17 protein-coding genes are annotated in these 16801 nt (G+C 68.3%); 8 read left to right on the forward strand and 9 right to left on the reverse strand.

Annotation, left to right across the window (positions count from 1 at the left end; genetic code table 11):
- Position 1: 1 nt before the first annotated feature.
- Positions 2 to 1180, forward strand: a complete 1179-nt coding sequence (locus tag ACFQ9R_RS30620) for an alpha/beta hydrolase family protein (RefSeq protein ID WP_378995577.1) — start codon at positions 2 to 4, stop codon at positions 1178 to 1180.
- 179 nt (positions 1181 to 1359) lie between these two features.
- Positions 1360 to 1761: a helix-turn-helix domain-containing protein gene (locus ACFQ9R_RS30625; protein WP_378995579.1), complete on the forward strand. Its 402-nt coding sequence runs from the start codon at positions 1360 to 1362 to the stop codon at positions 1759 to 1761.
- Between the two features lie 27 nt (positions 1762 to 1788).
- Here the strand turns inward: ACFQ9R_RS30625 and ACFQ9R_RS30630 are convergent, their stop codons facing one another.
- The gene (locus ACFQ9R_RS30630; protein ID WP_378995581.1) at positions 1789 to 2403 is read right to left on the reverse strand and encodes a TetR/AcrR family transcriptional regulator; all 615 of its coding nucleotides are present in this window, start codon (positions 2401 to 2403) and stop codon (positions 1789 to 1791) included.
- A 60-nt stretch (positions 2404 to 2463) separates the two neighbouring features.
- On the opposite strand from ACFQ9R_RS30630, the gene ACFQ9R_RS30635 reads away from it, so the two are divergent.
- From ACFQ9R_RS30635 to ACFQ9R_RS30645, 3 genes are all read left to right on the forward strand, one after another.
- Positions 2464 to 3456 carry a patatin-like phospholipase family protein gene (locus tag ACFQ9R_RS30635; protein ID WP_378995583.1) on the forward strand — a complete coding sequence of 331 codons (993 nt, stop codon included), beginning with the start codon at positions 2464 to 2466 and terminating at the stop codon, positions 3454 to 3456.
- A gap of 157 nt (positions 3457 to 3613) precedes the next feature.
- Complete coding sequence (locus ACFQ9R_RS30640) at positions 3614 to 5086, forward strand: flavin-containing monooxygenase (RefSeq protein WP_378995585.1); 1473 nt, start codon at positions 3614 to 3616, stop codon at positions 5084 to 5086.
- Positions 5087 to 5162: 76 nt separating this feature from the next.
- Positions 5163 to 5996 carry an SDR family oxidoreductase gene (locus tag ACFQ9R_RS30645; RefSeq protein ID WP_378995587.1) on the forward strand — a complete coding sequence of 278 codons (834 nt, stop codon included), beginning with the start codon at positions 5163 to 5165 and terminating at the stop codon, positions 5994 to 5996.
- Positions 5997 to 6014: 18 nt separating this feature from the next.
- On the opposite strand, the gene ACFQ9R_RS30650 is transcribed toward ACFQ9R_RS30645, so the two are convergent.
- The 3 genes from ACFQ9R_RS30650 to pepN form a co-directional block, all read right to left on the reverse strand.
- On the reverse strand, positions 6015 to 6605 hold the full coding sequence (locus ACFQ9R_RS30650) for a ClpP family protease (protein WP_378995589.1): 591 nt from the start codon (positions 6603 to 6605) through the stop codon (positions 6015 to 6017).
- Between the two features lie 132 nt (positions 6606 to 6737).
- Entirely contained in the window at positions 6738 to 7343 is a 606-nt protein-coding gene (locus ACFQ9R_RS30655) for a ClpP family protease (RefSeq protein ID WP_378995592.1), read from the reverse strand.
- A 177-nt stretch (positions 7344 to 7520) separates the two neighbouring features.
- Complete coding sequence (gene pepN / locus ACFQ9R_RS30660; protein ID WP_378995594.1) at positions 7521 to 10112, reverse strand: aminopeptidase N; 2592 nt, start codon at positions 10110 to 10112, stop codon at positions 7521 to 7523.
- A 255-nt stretch (positions 10113 to 10367) separates the two neighbouring features.
- Here pepN and ACFQ9R_RS30665 point away from each other — a divergent pair, with 255 nt between their 5' ends.
- Complete coding sequence (locus ACFQ9R_RS30665; protein WP_378995596.1) at positions 10368 to 11204, forward strand: phosphoribosylaminoimidazolesuccinocarboxamide synthase; 837 nt, start codon at positions 10368 to 10370, stop codon at positions 11202 to 11204.
- Between the two features lie 84 nt (positions 11205 to 11288).
- On the opposite strand, the gene ACFQ9R_RS30670 is transcribed toward ACFQ9R_RS30665, so the two are convergent.
- A complete protein-coding gene (locus ACFQ9R_RS30670; RefSeq protein ID WP_378995598.1) occupies positions 11289 to 11645 on the reverse strand; it encodes a winged helix-turn-helix transcriptional regulator in 357 nt (118 codons plus the stop codon).
- A gap of 81 nt (positions 11646 to 11726) precedes the next feature.
- On the opposite strand from ACFQ9R_RS30670, the gene ACFQ9R_RS30675 reads away from it, so the two are divergent.
- On the forward strand, positions 11727 to 12590 hold the full coding sequence (locus tag ACFQ9R_RS30675) for an NAD(P)-dependent oxidoreductase (RefSeq protein ID WP_378995644.1): 864 nt from the start codon (positions 11727 to 11729) through the stop codon (positions 12588 to 12590).
- Between the two features lie 106 nt (positions 12591 to 12696).
- Here ACFQ9R_RS30675 and ACFQ9R_RS30680 read toward each other — a convergent pair whose 3' ends face one another.
- Complete coding sequence (locus tag ACFQ9R_RS30680; RefSeq protein ID WP_378995601.1) at positions 12697 to 13491, reverse strand: NAD(P)H oxidoreductase; 795 nt, start codon at positions 13489 to 13491, stop codon at positions 12697 to 12699.
- A 68-nt stretch (positions 13492 to 13559) separates the two neighbouring features.
- Between ACFQ9R_RS30680 and ACFQ9R_RS30685 the strand changes: the two genes are divergently transcribed.
- Positions 13560 to 14507, forward strand: coding sequence for an AraC family transcriptional regulator (locus ACFQ9R_RS30685; protein ID WP_378995603.1), 948 nt, complete (start codon positions 13560 to 13562; stop codon positions 14505 to 14507).
- Positions 14508 to 14556: 49 nt separating this feature from the next.
- Here the strand turns inward: ACFQ9R_RS30685 and ACFQ9R_RS30690 are convergent, their stop codons facing one another.
- The 3 genes from ACFQ9R_RS30690 to ACFQ9R_RS30700 all read right to left on the reverse strand — a co-directional run bounded on the left by ACFQ9R_RS30690 (position 14557) and on the right by ACFQ9R_RS30700 (position 16797).
- On the reverse strand, positions 14557 to 14988 hold the full coding sequence (locus tag ACFQ9R_RS30690; RefSeq protein ID WP_378995605.1) for a nitroreductase family deazaflavin-dependent oxidoreductase: 432 nt from the start codon (positions 14986 to 14988) through the stop codon (positions 14557 to 14559).
- A gap of 20 nt (positions 14989 to 15008) precedes the next feature.
- The gene (locus ACFQ9R_RS30695) at positions 15009 to 15485 is read right to left on the reverse strand and encodes an NUDIX domain-containing protein (protein WP_378995607.1); all 477 of its coding nucleotides are present in this window, start codon (positions 15483 to 15485) and stop codon (positions 15009 to 15011) included.
- 106 nt (positions 15486 to 15591) lie between these two features.
- Positions 15592 to 16797 (reverse strand): RNA polymerase sigma factor, encoded by a 1206-nt coding sequence (locus ACFQ9R_RS30700; protein WP_378995646.1) that lies wholly within the window; start codon positions 16795 to 16797, stop codon positions 15592 to 15594.
- Positions 16798 to 16801 lie beyond the last annotated feature (4 nt).

Below are 16801 nucleotides of genomic sequence, written 5' to 3' on the forward strand. Positions count from 1 at the left end.
GGTGATCGCAGCGGGTTGCCTGGCGCTGTCCGCGCCGGCCTGCGCCCAGGACAGCAGGCCCGCCGAATTCGCCGCGGCCGCACCGCTTTCCGCGTTCTACAACCCCAGCGCGGAATCGATTCCGGGACAGCGTGGTTCGGTGATCCGCGCGCAGCCGCTCACCGGTGCGCAGGCGGTGCCGGGTGCTCGCAACTTCCTGACGCTGTACCGGTCACTGGACGCACAGGAGAAACCCGTCGCGGTATCGGGAACACTCGCGGTGCCCGAAGGCGTGGCGCCCGCGGGTGGTTGGCCGCTCATCTCCTGGGGGCCGGGTAGCACCGGGGTCGCCGACGTCTGCGCGGCCTCGCGATCCGAAGGCTCATCCCCGAGCAGGGACGAACAGGCTCGCTGGGTGGCCAAGGGGTACGCGGTGGCCAGGACCGACTATCAGGGTTTGGGGACACCGGGCGGTCACGGGTACATGATCGGCGAGACCGAACAACGCGCGATGGCCGATATCGCCACGGCGGCAAGGGAAATCGACAAGACGGTCGGTTCGCGCTGGGTGGCGATGGGGCATTCGCAAGGTGGACACGCGGCCCTGTTCGCCGCCGTCGACGCCGCGGGATGGACGCCGAACACGCCGCTGCTCGGCGCCATCGCGCTGGCGCCCGCCTCGCACCTGGGCGAACAGGTGCGGATGGCGAAGTGGGCGGCGTCGAATCCGCTGGGCAAGCTGGGTACGGGCGAGGTGTCGGTATACCTGCCGCTGCTGGTTCGCGGCGCCCAGACGGTGACCGATGTGGACCCCGCCCGATTCCTCACCGGCCGGGCGCAGTCGCTGCTGCCGGTCGCCGACTCCGAATGCACCGGCGGGCTGCGCGACAAGAGCAAGTGGGGCGGCCTGTCGGCGAAGGACGTGTTCACCGCCGACGGCGATGTCTCCGGGCTGCTGCGAGTCCTCGACGACAACGACCCGAGCGGCCTGCGATTCACCGTCCCCGTTCTCGTCCTCCAAGGCCGTTCCGACCTCACCGTCCCGCTGCAGGCGACGGACGCGATGGTCGCCGAACAGCAGGGGCGAGGCGAGTCGGTCGACTACCGCAAGTACGACGATGTCGACCACAGCGAGATCGTCTCCGCGTCCTTCGCCGACGCGCTCGGCTGGGCAGACACCCGCTTCGGCATCACCCGCTGAACTCTTGGAGCGCTGGCGCGCTCGAGCGGGGCCCTTCGGGCCCCTGATCTTCCCTCCCTCCGGGTACTCCTTCGTCGCACCCTCCGCTCAGTCCAGATCAGGGCGGGCCCCTTGGTCGTTGGTTACGCCCAGAGCAGAAGAGCCGGGTGTTTCGGTCCGGGGATCCCTACGCTCGGAGTATGGGCGAGCACAGCGGGTTGCGGGTGATTCCAGGCGGACGCGGCGAACAGCAGTCGCGGCCGGAACCACTCTGGCGTGAGGCGCTGGGTGAACGGCTGCGCGCGCTGCGCCTGGAACAGCGCTCCACCCTCGTCGATACCGCGGGCCGGGCGGGTATCTCGCCGCAATATCTCTCCGAGGTCGAGCGCGGGCGCAAGGAGCCATCGAGCGAGATGATCGCCGCCCTGGCCGGCGCCCTCGGTACTTCGCTGGGCGATCTCGTCGCGCAGGTAGCCGAATCCATGCGCAGGCACGCCCTCGTGCCGACACGCGCGGTCGTGCTGGGCGGGCAACGCCAGATCGCTCCCTCGAGCTCCGCTCCTCTCGCGTCGGCCCCGAACGCTGTCCTGCTCGCCGCCTGATCAGGCCGTCACCAGGCCGTGGTGGGGTCAGCCGTCCACTGCCGCGCTCGTGCGGCCGGCGGCGATCTGGCTGCGGAGTAGGTCGACGATCGCGCTGACGGGGAGTTCGGGGTCGATCGCGCGCTGTACGCCGAGGCCGATTCCGAGCGAGAGTAGTTGCAGCGCCGCATCTTCGGCGGAAAGTGGGAGTTCTAGGCCGAGTTGATCGGCCTGCGTCTGGATCACCGAGGCGAGCATTGCCGTCAGGGTGCGTCGGCGCTCGGCGAGTTCGGTGCGGATCTCGGGCATGTGCCGGGTGCTCGTCGCGAACTCGACTTCCAGCGCGGTCCAGCCGACATCGCCGATGTTCTCGTCGGCCCATCGCGCGAATCCTTCGATCCGCTCCGTCAAGGTGTCGTGCGCCAGCATCGCGTCCACGAGCGACTGGGCGCGCTCCACGTGGACGACGTCGAGCACGGCCAGGCCCAATTCGTGCTTGGTCGCGAAGTTGGAGTACACCGCGCCCTTGGAGAACCCGGCCTCCGTGGCCACCTTCTCCAAGGGGGTCACGTTGTAGCCGTCGGCCATGAACAGCCGTTTGGCGGTCTCGACCAGTCGTTCACGCGTGTGGGCGTGCGACTCCTTGCGCGTCATCCTGGCCATGTGCAGGAGTTTAGCAAAATGGACTACCGCTGGAATTCAAATACCGTTAGTATTCGAAATATGACTACACGACGTGGCGTAGCGATCGGCTGTGGTGGCCTGCTCGGCTTCGCCTGGACCGCCGTAGCCCTCGACGCCGTCGAACGCGCGCTGAACTGGGACACCCGTACCGCCGATGTCCTGATCGGCACCTCAGCGGGCGCGGAACTCGTGGCGACCCTCGGCTCCGGGCGTACCCCCGCCGACCTGCTCGCCGCACTCGACGCCGCTCCCGGTGCCGACCCGATCCTGGCCGGTCATGTCGCCGTCGACCCCGGCAAATTCCCGCCGCGCCCAAGACTCGGATTCCCCGGCCTCGGCCTGGTCGGCGCCGGTCTGCGTGCCAATTCGCCCTACACCGCGCTGGCCGGACTCCTGCCGCGCGGCGGCGGCGACGCCGACTGGTTGCGTTCCTTCGGTCAGGCGCTGGCCGACCTGAGCGGCTGGGTGCGCCACCCCGCGACCTGGATAGTCGGCGCCGACGCGGCAACGGGTGCGCGGGTTGCCTTCGGAGCGGGTGACACTCGCATCGCGACGGCAGGCAGATCGGTCGCCGCCGGTGCGCAGGCGGTCGATCTGGGTGATGCGATCGCCGCGTCCTGGGCCATTCCCGGTTGGTTCCCGCCCGTGCGAATCGGGGGCAAGAACTACGTCGACGGCGGTTCGGTGTCGTCGGTGTCGGCCGATCTCCTTGTGCCACTCGACCTCGATGAGCTGGTGATCATCGCGCCGATGACATCCGAGGGCGGCGCACCGGCCACCGGCCTGAACCGGGTCGAACGCCTGCTCCGTACGCAGATGACCCGCGGACTCGATCGCGAAGTCGCGCTGCTGCGCGCCGCGGGCACCCGCGTGATCCGCGTCGAACCGGGTCCCGAGGAACTCGCCGCCATGGGCCCGAACTTCATGGATTCGGCGCGGCGCCCGGCCACCATCGCCGCCGCCCGTCGCAGCGCCGCCACCCGGGTCGCCGACGCCCTGCGCGCTTCCACACTCGCGAACCGGCCCGCATGATCCGCCCGGCTCAGCGGCGGCGCCGCACCCGATCTCCTGGATCCACTCGGTCACCGGCGGATGCGCGCTGCTTCGCTGTCGGGTCGCCGGTCTCGGATTTCGTCAGCTCGCGCGTCGGGATCGGCGCACCACTCGTTTCGTTCGAAGGAGAAGTCGTATGAGCCGCCAGCACGAAGTTGTTGTGATCGGAGCGGGAGTTTCCGGCATCTGCGCGGCGATCAAGTTGATCGAGGCCGGGATCGAGGATGTGGTGATCGTCGAGAAGGCCGCAACCTTCGGCGGCACGTGGCGGGCCAACACCTATCCCGGCTGTGCCTGTGATGTGCCGTCCGGCCTGTACTCGTTCTCCTTCGCGCCGAACAGCGAGTGGTCGCGGCTGTTCGCGACCCAGCCCGAGATCCTCGACTACGTCGACCGGGTGGCGCGCGAGCACGGGCTGGCCGAACACACCCGCTTCGGGGTGGAAGTGGTCGGTTCGCGGTTCGACGAGGCGGCGCAGCTGTGGCGGCTGGAAACCAGCGAGGGCCCGCTGAGTGCGCGCTTCGTCGTGTCGGCCGCGGGTCCGTGGAACGAACCACGCCTGCCCGATATTCCGGGTCTGGCCGAATTCCCCGGCGAGGTCTTCCATTCCGCGCGCTGGAACCACGATTACGACCTGCGTGGCAAGCGGGTCGCGGTGGTCGGGTCCGGTGCGTCCGCGGTGCAGTTCGTGCCCGCGATCCAGCCCGAGGTCGCCGAACTGCACCTGTTCCAGCGCACCGCGCAATGGGTGCTGCCGAAACTCGATCACCGCGTGCCCGGCTTCGAGAAGAAGGTGATGCGCCGATTCCCGTTCGCGCACAAGGCCTTGCGCTCGACCGAGTACGCGCTGATGGAAGGACTCGGGGTGGCGTTCCGGCATCCACGGCCGCTGATGCAGACCGTGCAGGCCGTGGGTTCGGCGTATCTGCGTGCCGTGGTGCGTGATCCGGCGCTGCGGGCGAAGCTGCGGCCGGACTACCTGCTCGGCTGCAAGCGGATCCTGTTCTCCAACAGCTATCTCCAGTCGCTGACCAAGAGCAATGTCGACGTGCACGCCACCGGGGTCGCCGAATTCCGTGGCAACACCGTGGTCGGCGCCGACGGCACCACCGCCGAGGTCGACGCCGTCATCCTCGGCACCGGCTTCCACATCCTCGACACCCCGCTGGCCGACATCGTGCGCGGCGCCGACGGCCGTACGCTGGCCGAGCATTGGAAGGGCTCACCCGAGGCCTACCTCGGCACCGTCACCACCGGTTTCCCCAACGCTTTCACCGTGCTCGGCCCCAGCCTCGGCACCGGCCACTCGTCGGCGTTCGCCATCCTCGAAGCCCAGGTCGCCTTCCTCGTCTCGGCGATCGAGCGGGCCCGCCACGAAGGCTGGGCGGCGCTGGACGTGCGTCCCGAGGTACAGGCGCGCTACGTCGACCAAGTACAAACCGCGCTGGCGAGCACCGTCTACAACGCGGGTGGTTGCCACAGCTATTACATGGATGCCAACGGCCGCAACAGTTTCAGCTGGCCCTGGTCCACCGGGGAGCTCACCACCCGGGTCAGTGCGTTCGACCCCGCGGACTTCACCATCACCGACGTGACGGTGTCCGCGTGAGCGCTTCCATCGCACGCCCGTCGAGCGACATCGGCTGCGCGACAAACACATCGACCACCAGACGAGAGGCCACACAATGAGCTACCCACGGATCGATCTCGCGGGCGCGACGATCGCGATCACCGGCGCCGCGCGCGGCATCGGGCTGGCCACCGCCCGGGCGTTCGTCGAGGCGGGCGCCTACGTCGCGCTCGGTGACCTCGACGAAGCCATGGCCGTGCAGGCCGCCGCCGAACTCGGCGACCACGCGATGGGCCACGTGCTCGACGTCACCGACAAGGGTTCCTACGCGGCGTTTCTCCAGGCGACCACCCGGTGGCGCGGCCCGCTCGACGTGCTGGTGAACAATGCCGGCGTGATGCCGAACGGCCCGTTCCTGGAGCAGTCCGACCGGATCGACCAGCTCACGATGGACGTCAACGTCTTCGGCGTCATCCACGGCATGCGGCTGGCGCTGCCCGCGATGGTCGAGCGCGGCTACGGTCACGTCGTGAACGTCGCCTCGCTGGCGGGCAAGTTCCCGCTCAAGGGCCTGGCCGTGTACAACGCCAGCAAGTACGCGGTGGTCGGCCTGACCGCCGCTACCAGGCTGGAAATGGATGGCACCGGTGTCAGCGTGAGCGCGGTCCTGCCGTCGGCGGTGCGTACCGAACTCAGTTCCGGCATCGACTACGGCATCCTGCCCGCCGTCGATCCCGAGGACATCGCCGCCGCTGTTGTCCGCTCCGTCAGGACTCGGGCAGCCGAGACCGCGGTGCCCGGCTATGTCGGACTGATGGCGAACGCGTCCGGTTTGGTGCCGGAGCCGGTATTGCGGGCCTTGCGCAAGGTGGCGCACGACGACGCCGCGATCAACGGCGTCGACGACAGTGTGCGGCGGGTCTACCTGGACCGCATCGAAAAGCAGTGAGCGGCGGGTAGACCGGGATCACTCCCGCTCGTGCAGGACCTGATCGACCAGTCCGTACTCGAGCGCGGTCTCGGCCGTGAACACCCGGTCGCGGTCGGTATCGCGGCGCAGGGTTTCCGGGGTCTGGCCCGTGTGCTTGGACAGGATCGCCTCGATCGCCGCGCGCATCCGGACGATCTCGTCAGCTTGCAGGATCAGGTCGGGGATGGTGCCCTGGCCGCGAGTCGCCGGTTGGTGCAACACGATTCGGGTGTGCGGGAGCATCGCGCGATGACCGGCCGCGCCACCGGCGAGCAGGACGGCTCCGACGGCGATCGCCTGGCCGACACAGGTGGTGTGCACCGGCGCCTTGATGAAGCGCATGGTGTCGTACACGGCGAGCATGGCGGACAGGTCGCCGCCTTCGCAGTTGATGTAGAGGCTGATCGCCTGGCCGGGACTGTCGGATTCGAGGTGCAGCAGCTGGGCGATGAGCGCGTTGGCGACGCCGGAGTCGATGGGGGTGCCGAGGTAGACGATGCGTTCGCTGAGCAGGTGCGAGTAGATGTCGGTGATTCGCTCACCGCCGCCGCGATGCTGCGACACCACATTGGGAATCGTGTAGGTCATGAGATCACTGCCCGCCTCTCCGTGTATTTCTGCCTGATTCGTCTGCCTCGTGGATCGTGTCGGCGGCAGGCGGTTGTGCTGTTACCCGTGTGCGTGCGCAATCAGTGGCGGCTGTCGGTGCGGGAGATAGTTTCATGCGGTGATTCCGATGCGGTGGCGGTTCGGGACGACCTGATCGAAGGATTCGACGATGTGGTCGATGAACCCGTACTCGAGGGCCTGGGGTGCGGTGAACCAGCGGTCGTGCAGCGAGTCCTCGTAGACGCGGTCGAACGGCTGGCCGGTGTCGCCGGCGATGAGGCCCAGCACGGTGTCGACGGTGTAGCGCAGGTCATCGGCCTGCACCTCCACCTCCACCGCGCTACCGCCGATGCCCGCCGAGCCCTGGTGCATGAGGACGCGGGCGTGCGGCAGGGCGTACCGCTTTCCCGGTGCACCGGATGAGAGCAGGAATTGACCTGCGCTGCAAGCCAATCCGAGCGCCAGGGTGGACACCTCGCACGGAACGAGGCGCATCACGTCGCGGATCGCCAGCATCGACGGCACCGAGCCGCCGGGGGAGTGGATCCACAGCGAGATCCCGGCCTCGGGGCTCTGGGCGCCGAGGGTGAGTAGTTGGGTGATGAGCAGGGTGCCGTTGTCGTCGTCGAGGGGGCCGTCGAGGACGAGGATTCGGCGGCCGAACAGTTGTTCGCGGGCTCGCCAGCTGAACATCGGGGTCTTGTCGTCGTGTGCCATGGGTCCACGGTGCCTCGCGCGCACCCCCTGGCGCCGCCGTTGCTGCCCCCAGCAGATCCGCTGACAGCAGCAAGGTCGGTCGCCCGAAGCTCCAGCGCGGGCGCGGGCCTCGGGCGGGCTCCGGACAGGGAAAGGGCCCGGTGTGGCGAAATCGCGGCACCGGGCCCTTCGGTCGAACTACTTGGCGTCGAATTCCCGTGCGCGCAAGGAGCGTTCGATGCCCGCTCGGCCCTCGGAGACCAGGCGGTACAGGGCGGGTGGGTGGTCGCCTGCCAGGAACTCGTCGGCCTTGGTGACGGCTTCCTCGCTGATCGCCCAGTGCGGGTACAGCCCGATCACGACGGTCTGGGCGACCTCGCTCGAGCGGCGGCCCCAGACGGCGGGGATCTCGGCGAAGTACTTGTCCACATACGGTGCGAGCACCGCACCCTGACCGGCCGGCGCGAACCCGCCGACGATGGCGCGGGCGGTGATGTTGGGCACCGAGTCGTCGCCCATCACCGTGTCCCAGGCCTGCGCCTTGACCTCGGGGATCGGGCGTGCGGTGGCCGCGGTGGCGGCCTGGCGTTTACCTGCCGCGGTCGGGTCGCCTTGCAGTTCGGCGTCGATGGTCGGCGAGGCCGGACCGTCGGCGTCGATCCGGCCCGCGGCGGCCAGCGCGGTGATGACGCGCCAGCGCAGGTCGGTGTCGACGGTGAGACCGGGCAGACCGGCCGCCGCCGGGTCGGCGTCGAGGAGCCGCGCCAGCACCTCGACGTGGCGCGATTCCAGCTTCGCCCCGGTCAGCGCGTTGACGAAGGCGAGCTGATGGTCCGAACCCGACTCGGCGGCACGGGCCAGCTCGAGCAGCCGGTCGGCGTATGCCGCCCAGCCTTCCTGCTCTGCCCACGCCGGATCGGCGTAGCTCGAGATGGCGGTGTTGGCCTGCATGAGCAGTCGCTGCACCACCCCGATCTCGGACTCGGAGCCGATCCCGCGCTGCACGAGCGCCACGAAATCGCGGGCCTTCATCTCGGCCTGGCGGGTCATCTCCCAGGCGGCCGACCAGGCCAGCGTGCGCGGCAGCGAGTCGGCGATGTCACCGACGCGCTGCACGACCACGTCGAGCGAATCGGCGTCCAGGCGCAGCGAGCAGTAGGTGAGGTCGTCGTCGTTGACCAGCACCAGCGCACCGCGCGGCACGCCGACCAGTTCGGGCACCTCGGTGCGCCCGGTGGCGTCGAGGTCGAGTTCGACCCGGTCGGTACGCACCAGCTTGCCGTCGACATCGTCGTAGACACCGATCGCGATGCGGTGCACGCGGTACTCGCCCGCACCGGGCGCGGCACCTTCCTGCACAACCGCGAAGCTCGAGAACGTGCCGTCCGCCGCGACGACGAAATCGGGGCGAAGGATGTTGAGGCCGGTGGTCTTGAGCCACTGCGCACCCCAGTCCGACAGGTCACGACCCGAGGCCTTCTCCAGCGCCGCGAGCAGATCGTCGAAAGTGGCGTTGCCGTAGGCGTGTTCGGCGAAGTAATCGCGCAGCCCCGCCAGGAACGGCTGGAGTCCTACGTAGGCGACGAGCTGCTTGAGCACCGAAGCGCCTTTGGCGTAGGTGATTCCGTCGAAGTTGACCTCCACCGCGTGCAGGTCGGGGATGTCGGCGGCGATCGGGTGGGTCGAGGGCAGCTGGTCCTGGCGGTAGGCCCAGGACTTCTCCACATTCGCGAAAGTGGTCCAGGCGCTGGTGTATTCGGTGGCCTCGGCCTGGCACAGTACCGAGGCGAAGGTCGCGAACGACTCGTTCAGCCACAGGTCGTCCCACCACTTCATGGTGACCAGGTCGCCGAACCACATGTGCGCCATCTCGTGCAGCACGGTCTCGGCGCGACGCTCATAGGACGCGCGGGTCACCTTGGACCGGAACACATAGTCCTCGAGGAAGGTGACAGCGCCGGCGTTCTCCATCGCGCCCGCGTTGAACTCCGGCACGAACAGCTGGTCGTACTTGCCGAAGGCGTACGGCACGCCGAAGTTGTTGTGGTAGAACTCGAAACCCTGTTTGGTCTCGGTGAACAGCCGTTCGGCGTCCATGTGGTCGGCCAGCGACGCACGGCAGTACAGGCCCAGCGGGATCTCGCCACTCGCGTCGGTGAAGGTGTCGGACCACTTCGCGTACGGGCCCGCGATCATGGCGACCAGGTAGGTGCTCATCCGCGGGGTGGTGGCGAAGGTGTGGCGCACGACCGCGCCGATCTCGTGCTGCTCGATATCGGCGCCGTTGGAGATCACGGCCCAGTCCTCGGGCGCGGTGGCGACGATGTCGAAGGTGGCCTTGAGATCGGGCTGATCGAAGCAGGCGAACATCCGCTTGGCATCGGCGGTCTCGAACTGCGAGTACAGGTACACGTTGTCGTCGGTCGGATCCACGAAGCGGTGCAGACCCTCACCGGTGTGCGAGTACTCGCAGTCGGCCTCGACCACCAGCTCGTTGTTCTCGGCCAGCCCCGGCAACGCGATCCCGGTCGACTCGTCGTAGGAGCTCACATCGAGCGCGACGCCGTTGAGCACCGCCGACCGCACGCGCGGCGCGACCAGATCGATGTAGGTGTCGGCACCGGGGGTGGCGGTGAAGCTGACAGTGGTCTTCGACCCGAAGGTGTCGGACACCTCGGACCCCGCTCCGCGCGGCTGATCGGTGAGGTCGAGTTCGATCCGGTAGTTCTGCACGGCCACTACGGCCGCGCGTTCGACCGCCTGGTCGCGGGTGAGATTCGGGGCGGACATTGATCTCCTTCGTCGTCGACGAACACGGCACGGTAGTTCGGCGTCCACAATGCCACTTGCCGTCGGCCCCCGCTCACGAGTTTCCCGCCCACGCCGGCGTGACGGTCGTGCGGCCACCCTCCGGCCGTGGCGCGGATCACGAGGAGAGCGACCGACTCCGCGTCGCGGTGACCAGGCGTGATTCGGCCCTCGGGGCCGTCTGTACAGTTCGTACATACTCAGTATGTAGACGACCCATGATTCGGAGGCTCGACGTTGAAGCATGTGCACGCCGGGAAAGTTCGTGACCTCTACGAGGACGGCGATACCCTGCTGCTCGTCGCGTCGGACCGGGTCTCGGTCTACGACGTGGTGCTGCCGACGCCGATTCCGGACAAGGGCGCGCTGCTGACGCAGCTGTCGAACTGGTGGTTCGAGTACTTCACCGGAATCCCGAATCACGTGGTCTCGGCGACCGACGTGCCCGCGGAGTTCGCCGGCCGCGGGATTCGGGTGAAGCCGTTGAAGATGCTGGCTGTCGAGTGCATCGCGCGGGGATATCTGACCGGGTCCGGACTCAAGGAGTACCAGCGGTCGGGGACCGTGTCGGGGATCGCGCTGCCCGCGGGGTTGCGTGACGGCGACAAGCTGCCGGAGCCGATCTTCACGCCGTCGACGAAGGCGTCCGAGGGCCACGACGAGGCGATCAGTTTCGCCGATGTGGTGAACCAGGAGGGCCGTGAGGTGGCCGAGAAGCTGCGCGATCTGACCCTCGAGATCTACTCGCGCGGGGCCGAGCACGCGGCGAAGGCCGGTGTGATCGTGGCCGATACGAAGGTCGAATTCGGGTGGGACGGTGACGTTCTCACCCTCGGTGACGAGGTACTGACCTCGGACTCCTCGCGCTTCTGGCCCGCCGACGAGTGGGAGCCGGGTCGAGCCCAGCGCTCCTTCGACAAGCAGTTCGTGCGCGACTGGTCGACCTCCACCGGCTGGAACAAGGAATACCCGGGCCCCGAGATCCCCGCCGATGTCGTCGAAGGCACTCGCCGCAAGTACGAAGAGGCCTACGAGCGCATCACCGGCCAGAAGTGGGCCGGAATCCAGGCGTGACGCGAGCGGCGCCGGTCGACGCACCGGCGCCACCATCGTTCGCCTATCGAACACGGTGCGGGCCCGGCGTGGTCCTGTGGCGCGTCAGTGCACGGGTGCGTCGACGCCTTTGACCGCGCAGATGTGGTTCATGTTCTCCCTGCCCCAGGCGCCGAGTGCGGCAAGGGCCGCGTTGAGCGACACCCCGCGCTCGGTGAGTGAGTACTCGACCTTCGGGGGAACCTGCGCGTAGACCTCGCGATGGATGATCCCGTCGTGTTCGAGCTCGCGCAGTTGCTGGATCAGCATTTTCTCGGTCACGCCGGGAATCAGGCGTTTCAGGTCGCCGAAGCGCTGGGTACCGGTCGACAGGGCCCACAGGATCAGCGCTTTCCACTTACCGCCGACGACGTCGAGCGCGGCGTCGAGTTCGCAGGAATACGGACGCACTCGCTGCTGCATGATGTCCTTACTTACCTTTTGGTGGGTATTGCACTTCATAGTCGGTACTTGTCGATTGTAGCGCAGCAGGCAAATCTAGAAGTGCGTTGCCGAACCGGCAGCAAGAACTTCGACGCAAAGGCAGCTATGACGAATTCAACGGCAGCACAGCGTGTTTCGGTGATCGGCCTCGGTGCCATGGGCACCGCGCTGGCCGAGGCGCTGTTGGCGGGCGGTCATCAGGTGGTGGTGTGGAACCGCACCGCGGCGCGGGCCGAAGCGCTGGTGGCCCAGGGCGCGCGGGTGGCCGCGACCGCGGCCGAGGCGATGGCGGCGGCCGATCTGGTCATCCTGTGTGTTCTCGACGACGCTGCCGTGCGCGAGCACATCGAGCCCGCCGCAGCGCTGGTGCGGGGCCGCACGGTGGTCAACCTGACCACCACGACGCCCGAGCAGGCGCGTGCGCTGGGCAGGTGGGCCGTGGCCAACGAGGTCGAACTGATCGACGGCGGCATCATGGCATCGCCCGAAATGATCGGCGGCGCGGCTTCGCTCGTGATCTACAGCGGGGCGACCGCGGCATTCGATCGTCACCGGTCGGTGCTGGAACTGTTCGGCCGGGCCGAATTCGTCGGCGCGGATCTCGGTGCCGCCGCCATGTACGACCTGTCGATCCTCGGCGGGATGTATGCCATGTTCGCCGCGTTCCGCCAGGGCGGCACGATGGTCCGCACCACCGGCGGCACCGCGGCGCACCTGGCCGCGCTGATGGTCCCGTTCCTGCAGGCGATATCGACCTCGCTGACCGCGCAGGCCGTCGGCATCGACACCCCCGCCGACTACGTGCAGATCCAGAGCGACGAGTTCACCGCCGCCGCCATCGAACTGATCGACAAGGCGGCGGTCGAATCAGGCACGTCCACAGACCTTTTCGGTGTGCTGCGCCGTACGCTCACCGGGCTCTGAGCCGATTCGCGCCGCCATCGAGAGCCGGTGGTGGCGACGGGATCAGCGCGCGTGGCCTGGTGTTCGGCCGACCGGTGAGGTTGGGCGGTCGGCCGAACGGTCGTTGTCAGGCGGCGACGCGACTCGCGGCGAGCAATGCGTCGACGAAGCCCTCGGCTTTCGCGTCGAAGGCGGCGTAGTGGGTGGTCCGCGCGTCCCCGCTGATCGCCTCGCCGATCACGAGATTGCCTTCGGCGTCGAGACTTTGGGGCTGCTCCTCGGCGTCGGGAAGCAGGCCGACCCGCGAGTCGGCGAAACCGCTGTAGTAGGCCAGGCCCTCGTTGAGCTGGGCTTCCAGTAGCTGCTGCATGCCGGGGATGATCGCGTCATCGGCTGTCGCTCCGGCCAATCCGAGCCACAGGATGCGCTTGCCTGCCAGCCGCGGCTTGCTGCGGCCGTAGGCGAAACCGTAGTTCCATACGGCGTCGATCCAGCCTTTGAGCAGGGCGGGCACACTCTGCCAGTAGACCGGGAACACCACGACCACGATGTCGGCGGCCAGCATGCGCCGCATGTGCGCCTCGGCGGTGGGGGAGTAGATCTTGTCGCGGTTGCCCCACTCGGGCTGGTCGGCGACGGTCATCCGCGGGTCGAAGTTCTCGGTCTGCAGATCGAGGAAATCGACCGTGTACCCGGCGGCGGTGAGGCGGCCGACGGCGCGGTCGGCGACATGGGCGGACAGCGAGTCGGAGCGGTGATGGCCCAGGACCACGAGCGCGGTGGGACCCGGTGCCGAGGGATCGGTGGTGCTCGATCCGGTGGTGGTCAGGTCGGCGGTGGCAGTCGTGGTGGCGGCGGACTGGGTCACGGTGAGCTCCTGTTCGATCGGGTGCGGGCTGGTCGGCCCGGTCGCTTCAGTCAACCGTGGATCGCGTGGACGATCTATGGGCGATCATCTCCAGTCGATAGGAATTCGTCTACGCTGGTGGAGTGGACCCGTTGAGTTCGTTGCTGAGCGGCATTCGTGCCGAAGGATCGGTCGTGGCCCATGCGGTACTGCGACCACCGTGGACGATTCGTTTCGCCGACCGTGCGCCCTTGATCATGGTGACGGTGCTGCGTGGCGGCGGCACCCTGGTGCTCGCTGACGGATCACGCACGACTCTGATCGCCGGTGACACCGCGCTCGTGCAAGCGGGTGAGCCCTTCCATCTGGCAGACACGCCCGCCGCGCTCGGCCGTCCACACGAGCGCTACGAGCTGTCCTGTTTCGTGCCGGACGGCTTCGGTCCCACCGACATCAGTTGTGCGACATCGGAATTGATCGTCACGCCGGCGACAACCGGTGCGCCCGGCGAGACTTCGCTGCTCGTCGGCGCCTATCGGGCATCGGGGCGACGCCACGAACGGCTGTTGCGAGCGCTACCGCAGGTGATGGTGGTCCACGAAGACCCGGAAATGTGTTTGTGGCTGGAACAATCCGCCGCCGACGCGGTCCGGTTCAGCGCGGGCTCGCAGGCGCTGATGGACCGGCTGCTGGACTGGGCGCTGGTCTGCACGCTGCGCTCCTGGCTGGCCGAACAGCAGCATTGCGCGCCCGCCTGGTACCGGGGGATGGCCGACCCGATCGTCGGCCCGGCGCTCACCGCCATCCACGACCGGCCGTTCCACCGCTGGACCGTGGCGAGCCTGGCCACCGAGGCGGCGGTCTCGCGCGCCCTGTTCGCTCGGCGCTTCACCGAGGTGATGGGCGAACCGCCACTGGCCTACCTCACCGAATGGCGCATGGCCGAAGCCGAAGAGCTGCTCGCCGACCCCGCGCGCAGCGTCGCCCAGGTGGCCACCACGGTCGGCTATTCCGACGCCTTCGGCTTCAGCGCGGCCTTCAAACGACTCCGCGGGACGAGTCCCACCGAGTTCCGGGCCGCGCTGGTGTAGGGCGGGCATCGTGTTCGATGCCCGCCCTGTGTACCCGCCGGCAGGTGGGTCAGTTCCTCGGTGTGAGCAGGACCAAGGGGATCTCGCGAGTCGTTTTCGTCTGATAGTCGGCGTAGCCCTTGTAGGCCTCGGTGACCCGAGGCCACAGTGCCGCGCGTTCGTCGGGGGTGGCGACGTGGGCTGTCATCGGGCGCACGGGGCCGTTGCGCAGTGACACCTCGACGTTCGGGTTGTCGCGCAGGTTCACGAACCAGGAGGGATGGGTGGGGTCGCCGCCGCGGGAGGCGACGATGACGATCGTGTCGCCGTCGATGATCGGCGCGGTCAGCATGACCTTGCGCGGCTCGCCGGATTTGCGGCCGATCGTGGTGAGTTGCAGGGACGGCATCCCGAAGAACGAGTTGCCGAGGCGTCCGCCGGTCACCGTGAGCAGGGTGCGGTGGACTCTGTTCATGATCTTCAGCTGCAGGTCGCTGGGCATAGCTGAAATCTACCCCGATCTCAGTGCAGCTGATCGGTGAGGCGGTCGAGGAAGGGGCGCTGGCCTTTGCCGAGCTTTTCCCGCGCCGTGGCGGGGTCGAACCAGTCCGCCCGGTCGATCTCGGGGAATTCCGCGACCTTGCCCGACCGTGGCGGCCACTGCATCTCGAATGTGCCCGGCACGACATCGGCCGGGTCGAGATCGCCCTCGACCGCCCACACGGTGAGGTACTTGCGTCTGGCCCCGCTGCGATAACTCACCTCACCGAGGTCGATCCACTCGCCCTCGGGTACCGGCAGCCCGAGTTCCTCGGTGAACTCCCGCCCGGCGGCGTCGCGCGCGGACTCTTCCTCGGACAGATACTCGCCCTTGGGAATCGACCACGCCGAGGCGTCCTTCTTCGCCCACAGCGGCCCGCCCATGTGCCCGAGCAGGACCTCGATTCCGGCCTCGACGCGGCGATACACCAGCACGCCCGCACTGAAAACGTCCGTCATCGGAGCGAGTCTGCCAGGCGCCTGCTCGCGCGACGTCGCCAGCCTGGGTGACCGCGAAAGCGAGCTGTACACCACCGAATTCGGGGTCGGGCGACAGCTCCTGATATCACGCGTCGCCCGCTCGCAGACGTGCGGCGCGCAGCAACAGGTAGTCGCGTTCCGGCACGCTGGCGGTCTGTCTGGCCGCCCGCTGGTATTCGCGCACGGCCGCAGCCTGCTCGCCTGCCATTTCGTGAAGATGCCCGCGCACGGCGGCGAGGCGGTGCGATCGCGCCAGCGGCTCGGCGACGCTGTCGGCTACCGCCAGCCCCGCTACCGGACCGTGCACCATCGCGGTGGCGACCGCGCGGTTGAGGGTGATCATCGGATTGGGGGTCAGACGTTCGATCATGGTGTAGAGCAGCAGGATTCGCGTCCAGTCGGTGTCCTCGGGGCGTCGGGCCTGCGCATGCAGAGCCGCGATGGCGGCCTGCATCTGATAGAGACCCGTCAGCCCGGCAGGCATGGTCGCGGTGAGCAGGCGAAGACCCTCGGTGATCTGGGTGCGGTCCCAGCGGGAGCGGTCCTGCTCGGTGAGCGGGATCAGTTCGCCGTGCGCACCGGAGCGGGCGGCGCGCCGGGCATCGGTGAGCAGCATCAGCGCGAGAAGACCGGTGACCTCGGCGTTCTCCGGGAGCAGCGTGCGCAGCGCACGCGTGAGCCGGATCGCTTCCGCCGACAGGTCCCCGCGACGCAACCTCGTTCCGGCGGTGCTGGTGTGCCCCTCCGTGAAGATCACGTACAGCACCTGCAGCACCGCGCTCACCCGGGTGCTGTCGTGCGCGCCGTCGGCGAACGGCCGATCCGATTCGGCCAGACGCTTCTTCGCCCGCGAGATACGTTGACCCATGGTCGATTCCGGGACGAGGAAGGCCGCCGCGATCTCGGCGGTACTCAGGCCGCCGACCGCCCGCAGTGTCAGGGCCACCGCTCCGGCGGGCGGCAAGCCGGGATGGCAGCACAGGAAGTACATGTCGAGGGTGTCATCGCGACCGACCGCCTCGACGGGCACATCCCGCACGAAAACCGTGGTCTCCCTGCGTCGCCGCGCCACCTCGGCGCGCACCGCGTCGGCCATCCGCCGCTGCGCGACCTGGATCAACCAGCCACGCGGATTGTCCGGAAGTCCGTCGCGATCCCACTGGGTCGCCGCCGCGAGCAGCGCGTCCTGCACCGAATCCTCGGCGAGGTCGAAATCACCGAAACGGCGGACCAATACGCCGAGGACCTGCGGCGAGAGTTCACGCAGCAGGTCCTCGATGCGCGCAGTCAGCGTC

The organism is Nocardia sp. NPDC056541 (assembly GCF_042794235.1).
Taxonomy (GTDB): domain Bacteria; phylum Actinomycetota; class Actinomycetes; order Mycobacteriales; family Mycobacteriaceae; genus Nocardia.

Coding starts and splice junctions, on each gene's coding strand:
- ACFQ9R_RS30625 (WP_378995579.1), top strand. CDS start 1,360: ATGGGCGAGCACAGCGGGTTGCGGGTGATTCCAGGCGGACGCGGCGAA.
- ACFQ9R_RS30630 (WP_378995581.1), bottom strand. CDS start 2,403: ATGGCCAGGATGACGCGCAAGGAGTCGCACGCCCACACGCGTGAACGA.
- ACFQ9R_RS30635 (WP_378995583.1), top strand. CDS start 2,464: ATGACTACACGACGTGGCGTAGCGATCGGCTGTGGTGGCCTGCTCGGC.
- ACFQ9R_RS30640 (WP_378995585.1), top strand. CDS start 3,614: ATGAGCCGCCAGCACGAAGTTGTTGTGATCGGAGCGGGAGTTTCCGGC.
- ACFQ9R_RS30645 (WP_378995587.1), top strand. CDS start 5,163: ATGAGCTACCCACGGATCGATCTCGCGGGCGCGACGATCGCGATCACC.
- ACFQ9R_RS30650 (WP_378995589.1), bottom strand. CDS start 6,605: ATGACCTACACGATTCCCAATGTGGTGTCGCAGCATCGCGGCGGCGGT.
- ACFQ9R_RS30655 (WP_378995592.1), bottom strand. CDS start 7,343: ATGGCACACGACGACAAGACCCCGATGTTCAGCTGGCGAGCCCGCGAA.
- pepN (WP_378995594.1), bottom strand. CDS start 10,112: ATGTCCGCCCCGAATCTCACCCGCGACCAGGCGGTCGAACGCGCGGCC.
- ACFQ9R_RS30670 (WP_378995598.1), bottom strand. CDS start 11,645: ATGCAGCAGCGAGTGCGTCCGTATTCCTGCGAACTCGACGCCGCGCTC.
- ACFQ9R_RS30690 (WP_378995605.1), bottom strand. CDS start 14,988: ATGCCCAGCGACCTGCAGCTGAAGATCATGAACAGAGTCCACCGCACC.
- ACFQ9R_RS30695 (WP_378995607.1), bottom strand. CDS start 15,485: ATGACGGACGTTTTCAGTGCGGGCGTGCTGGTGTATCGCCGCGTCGAG.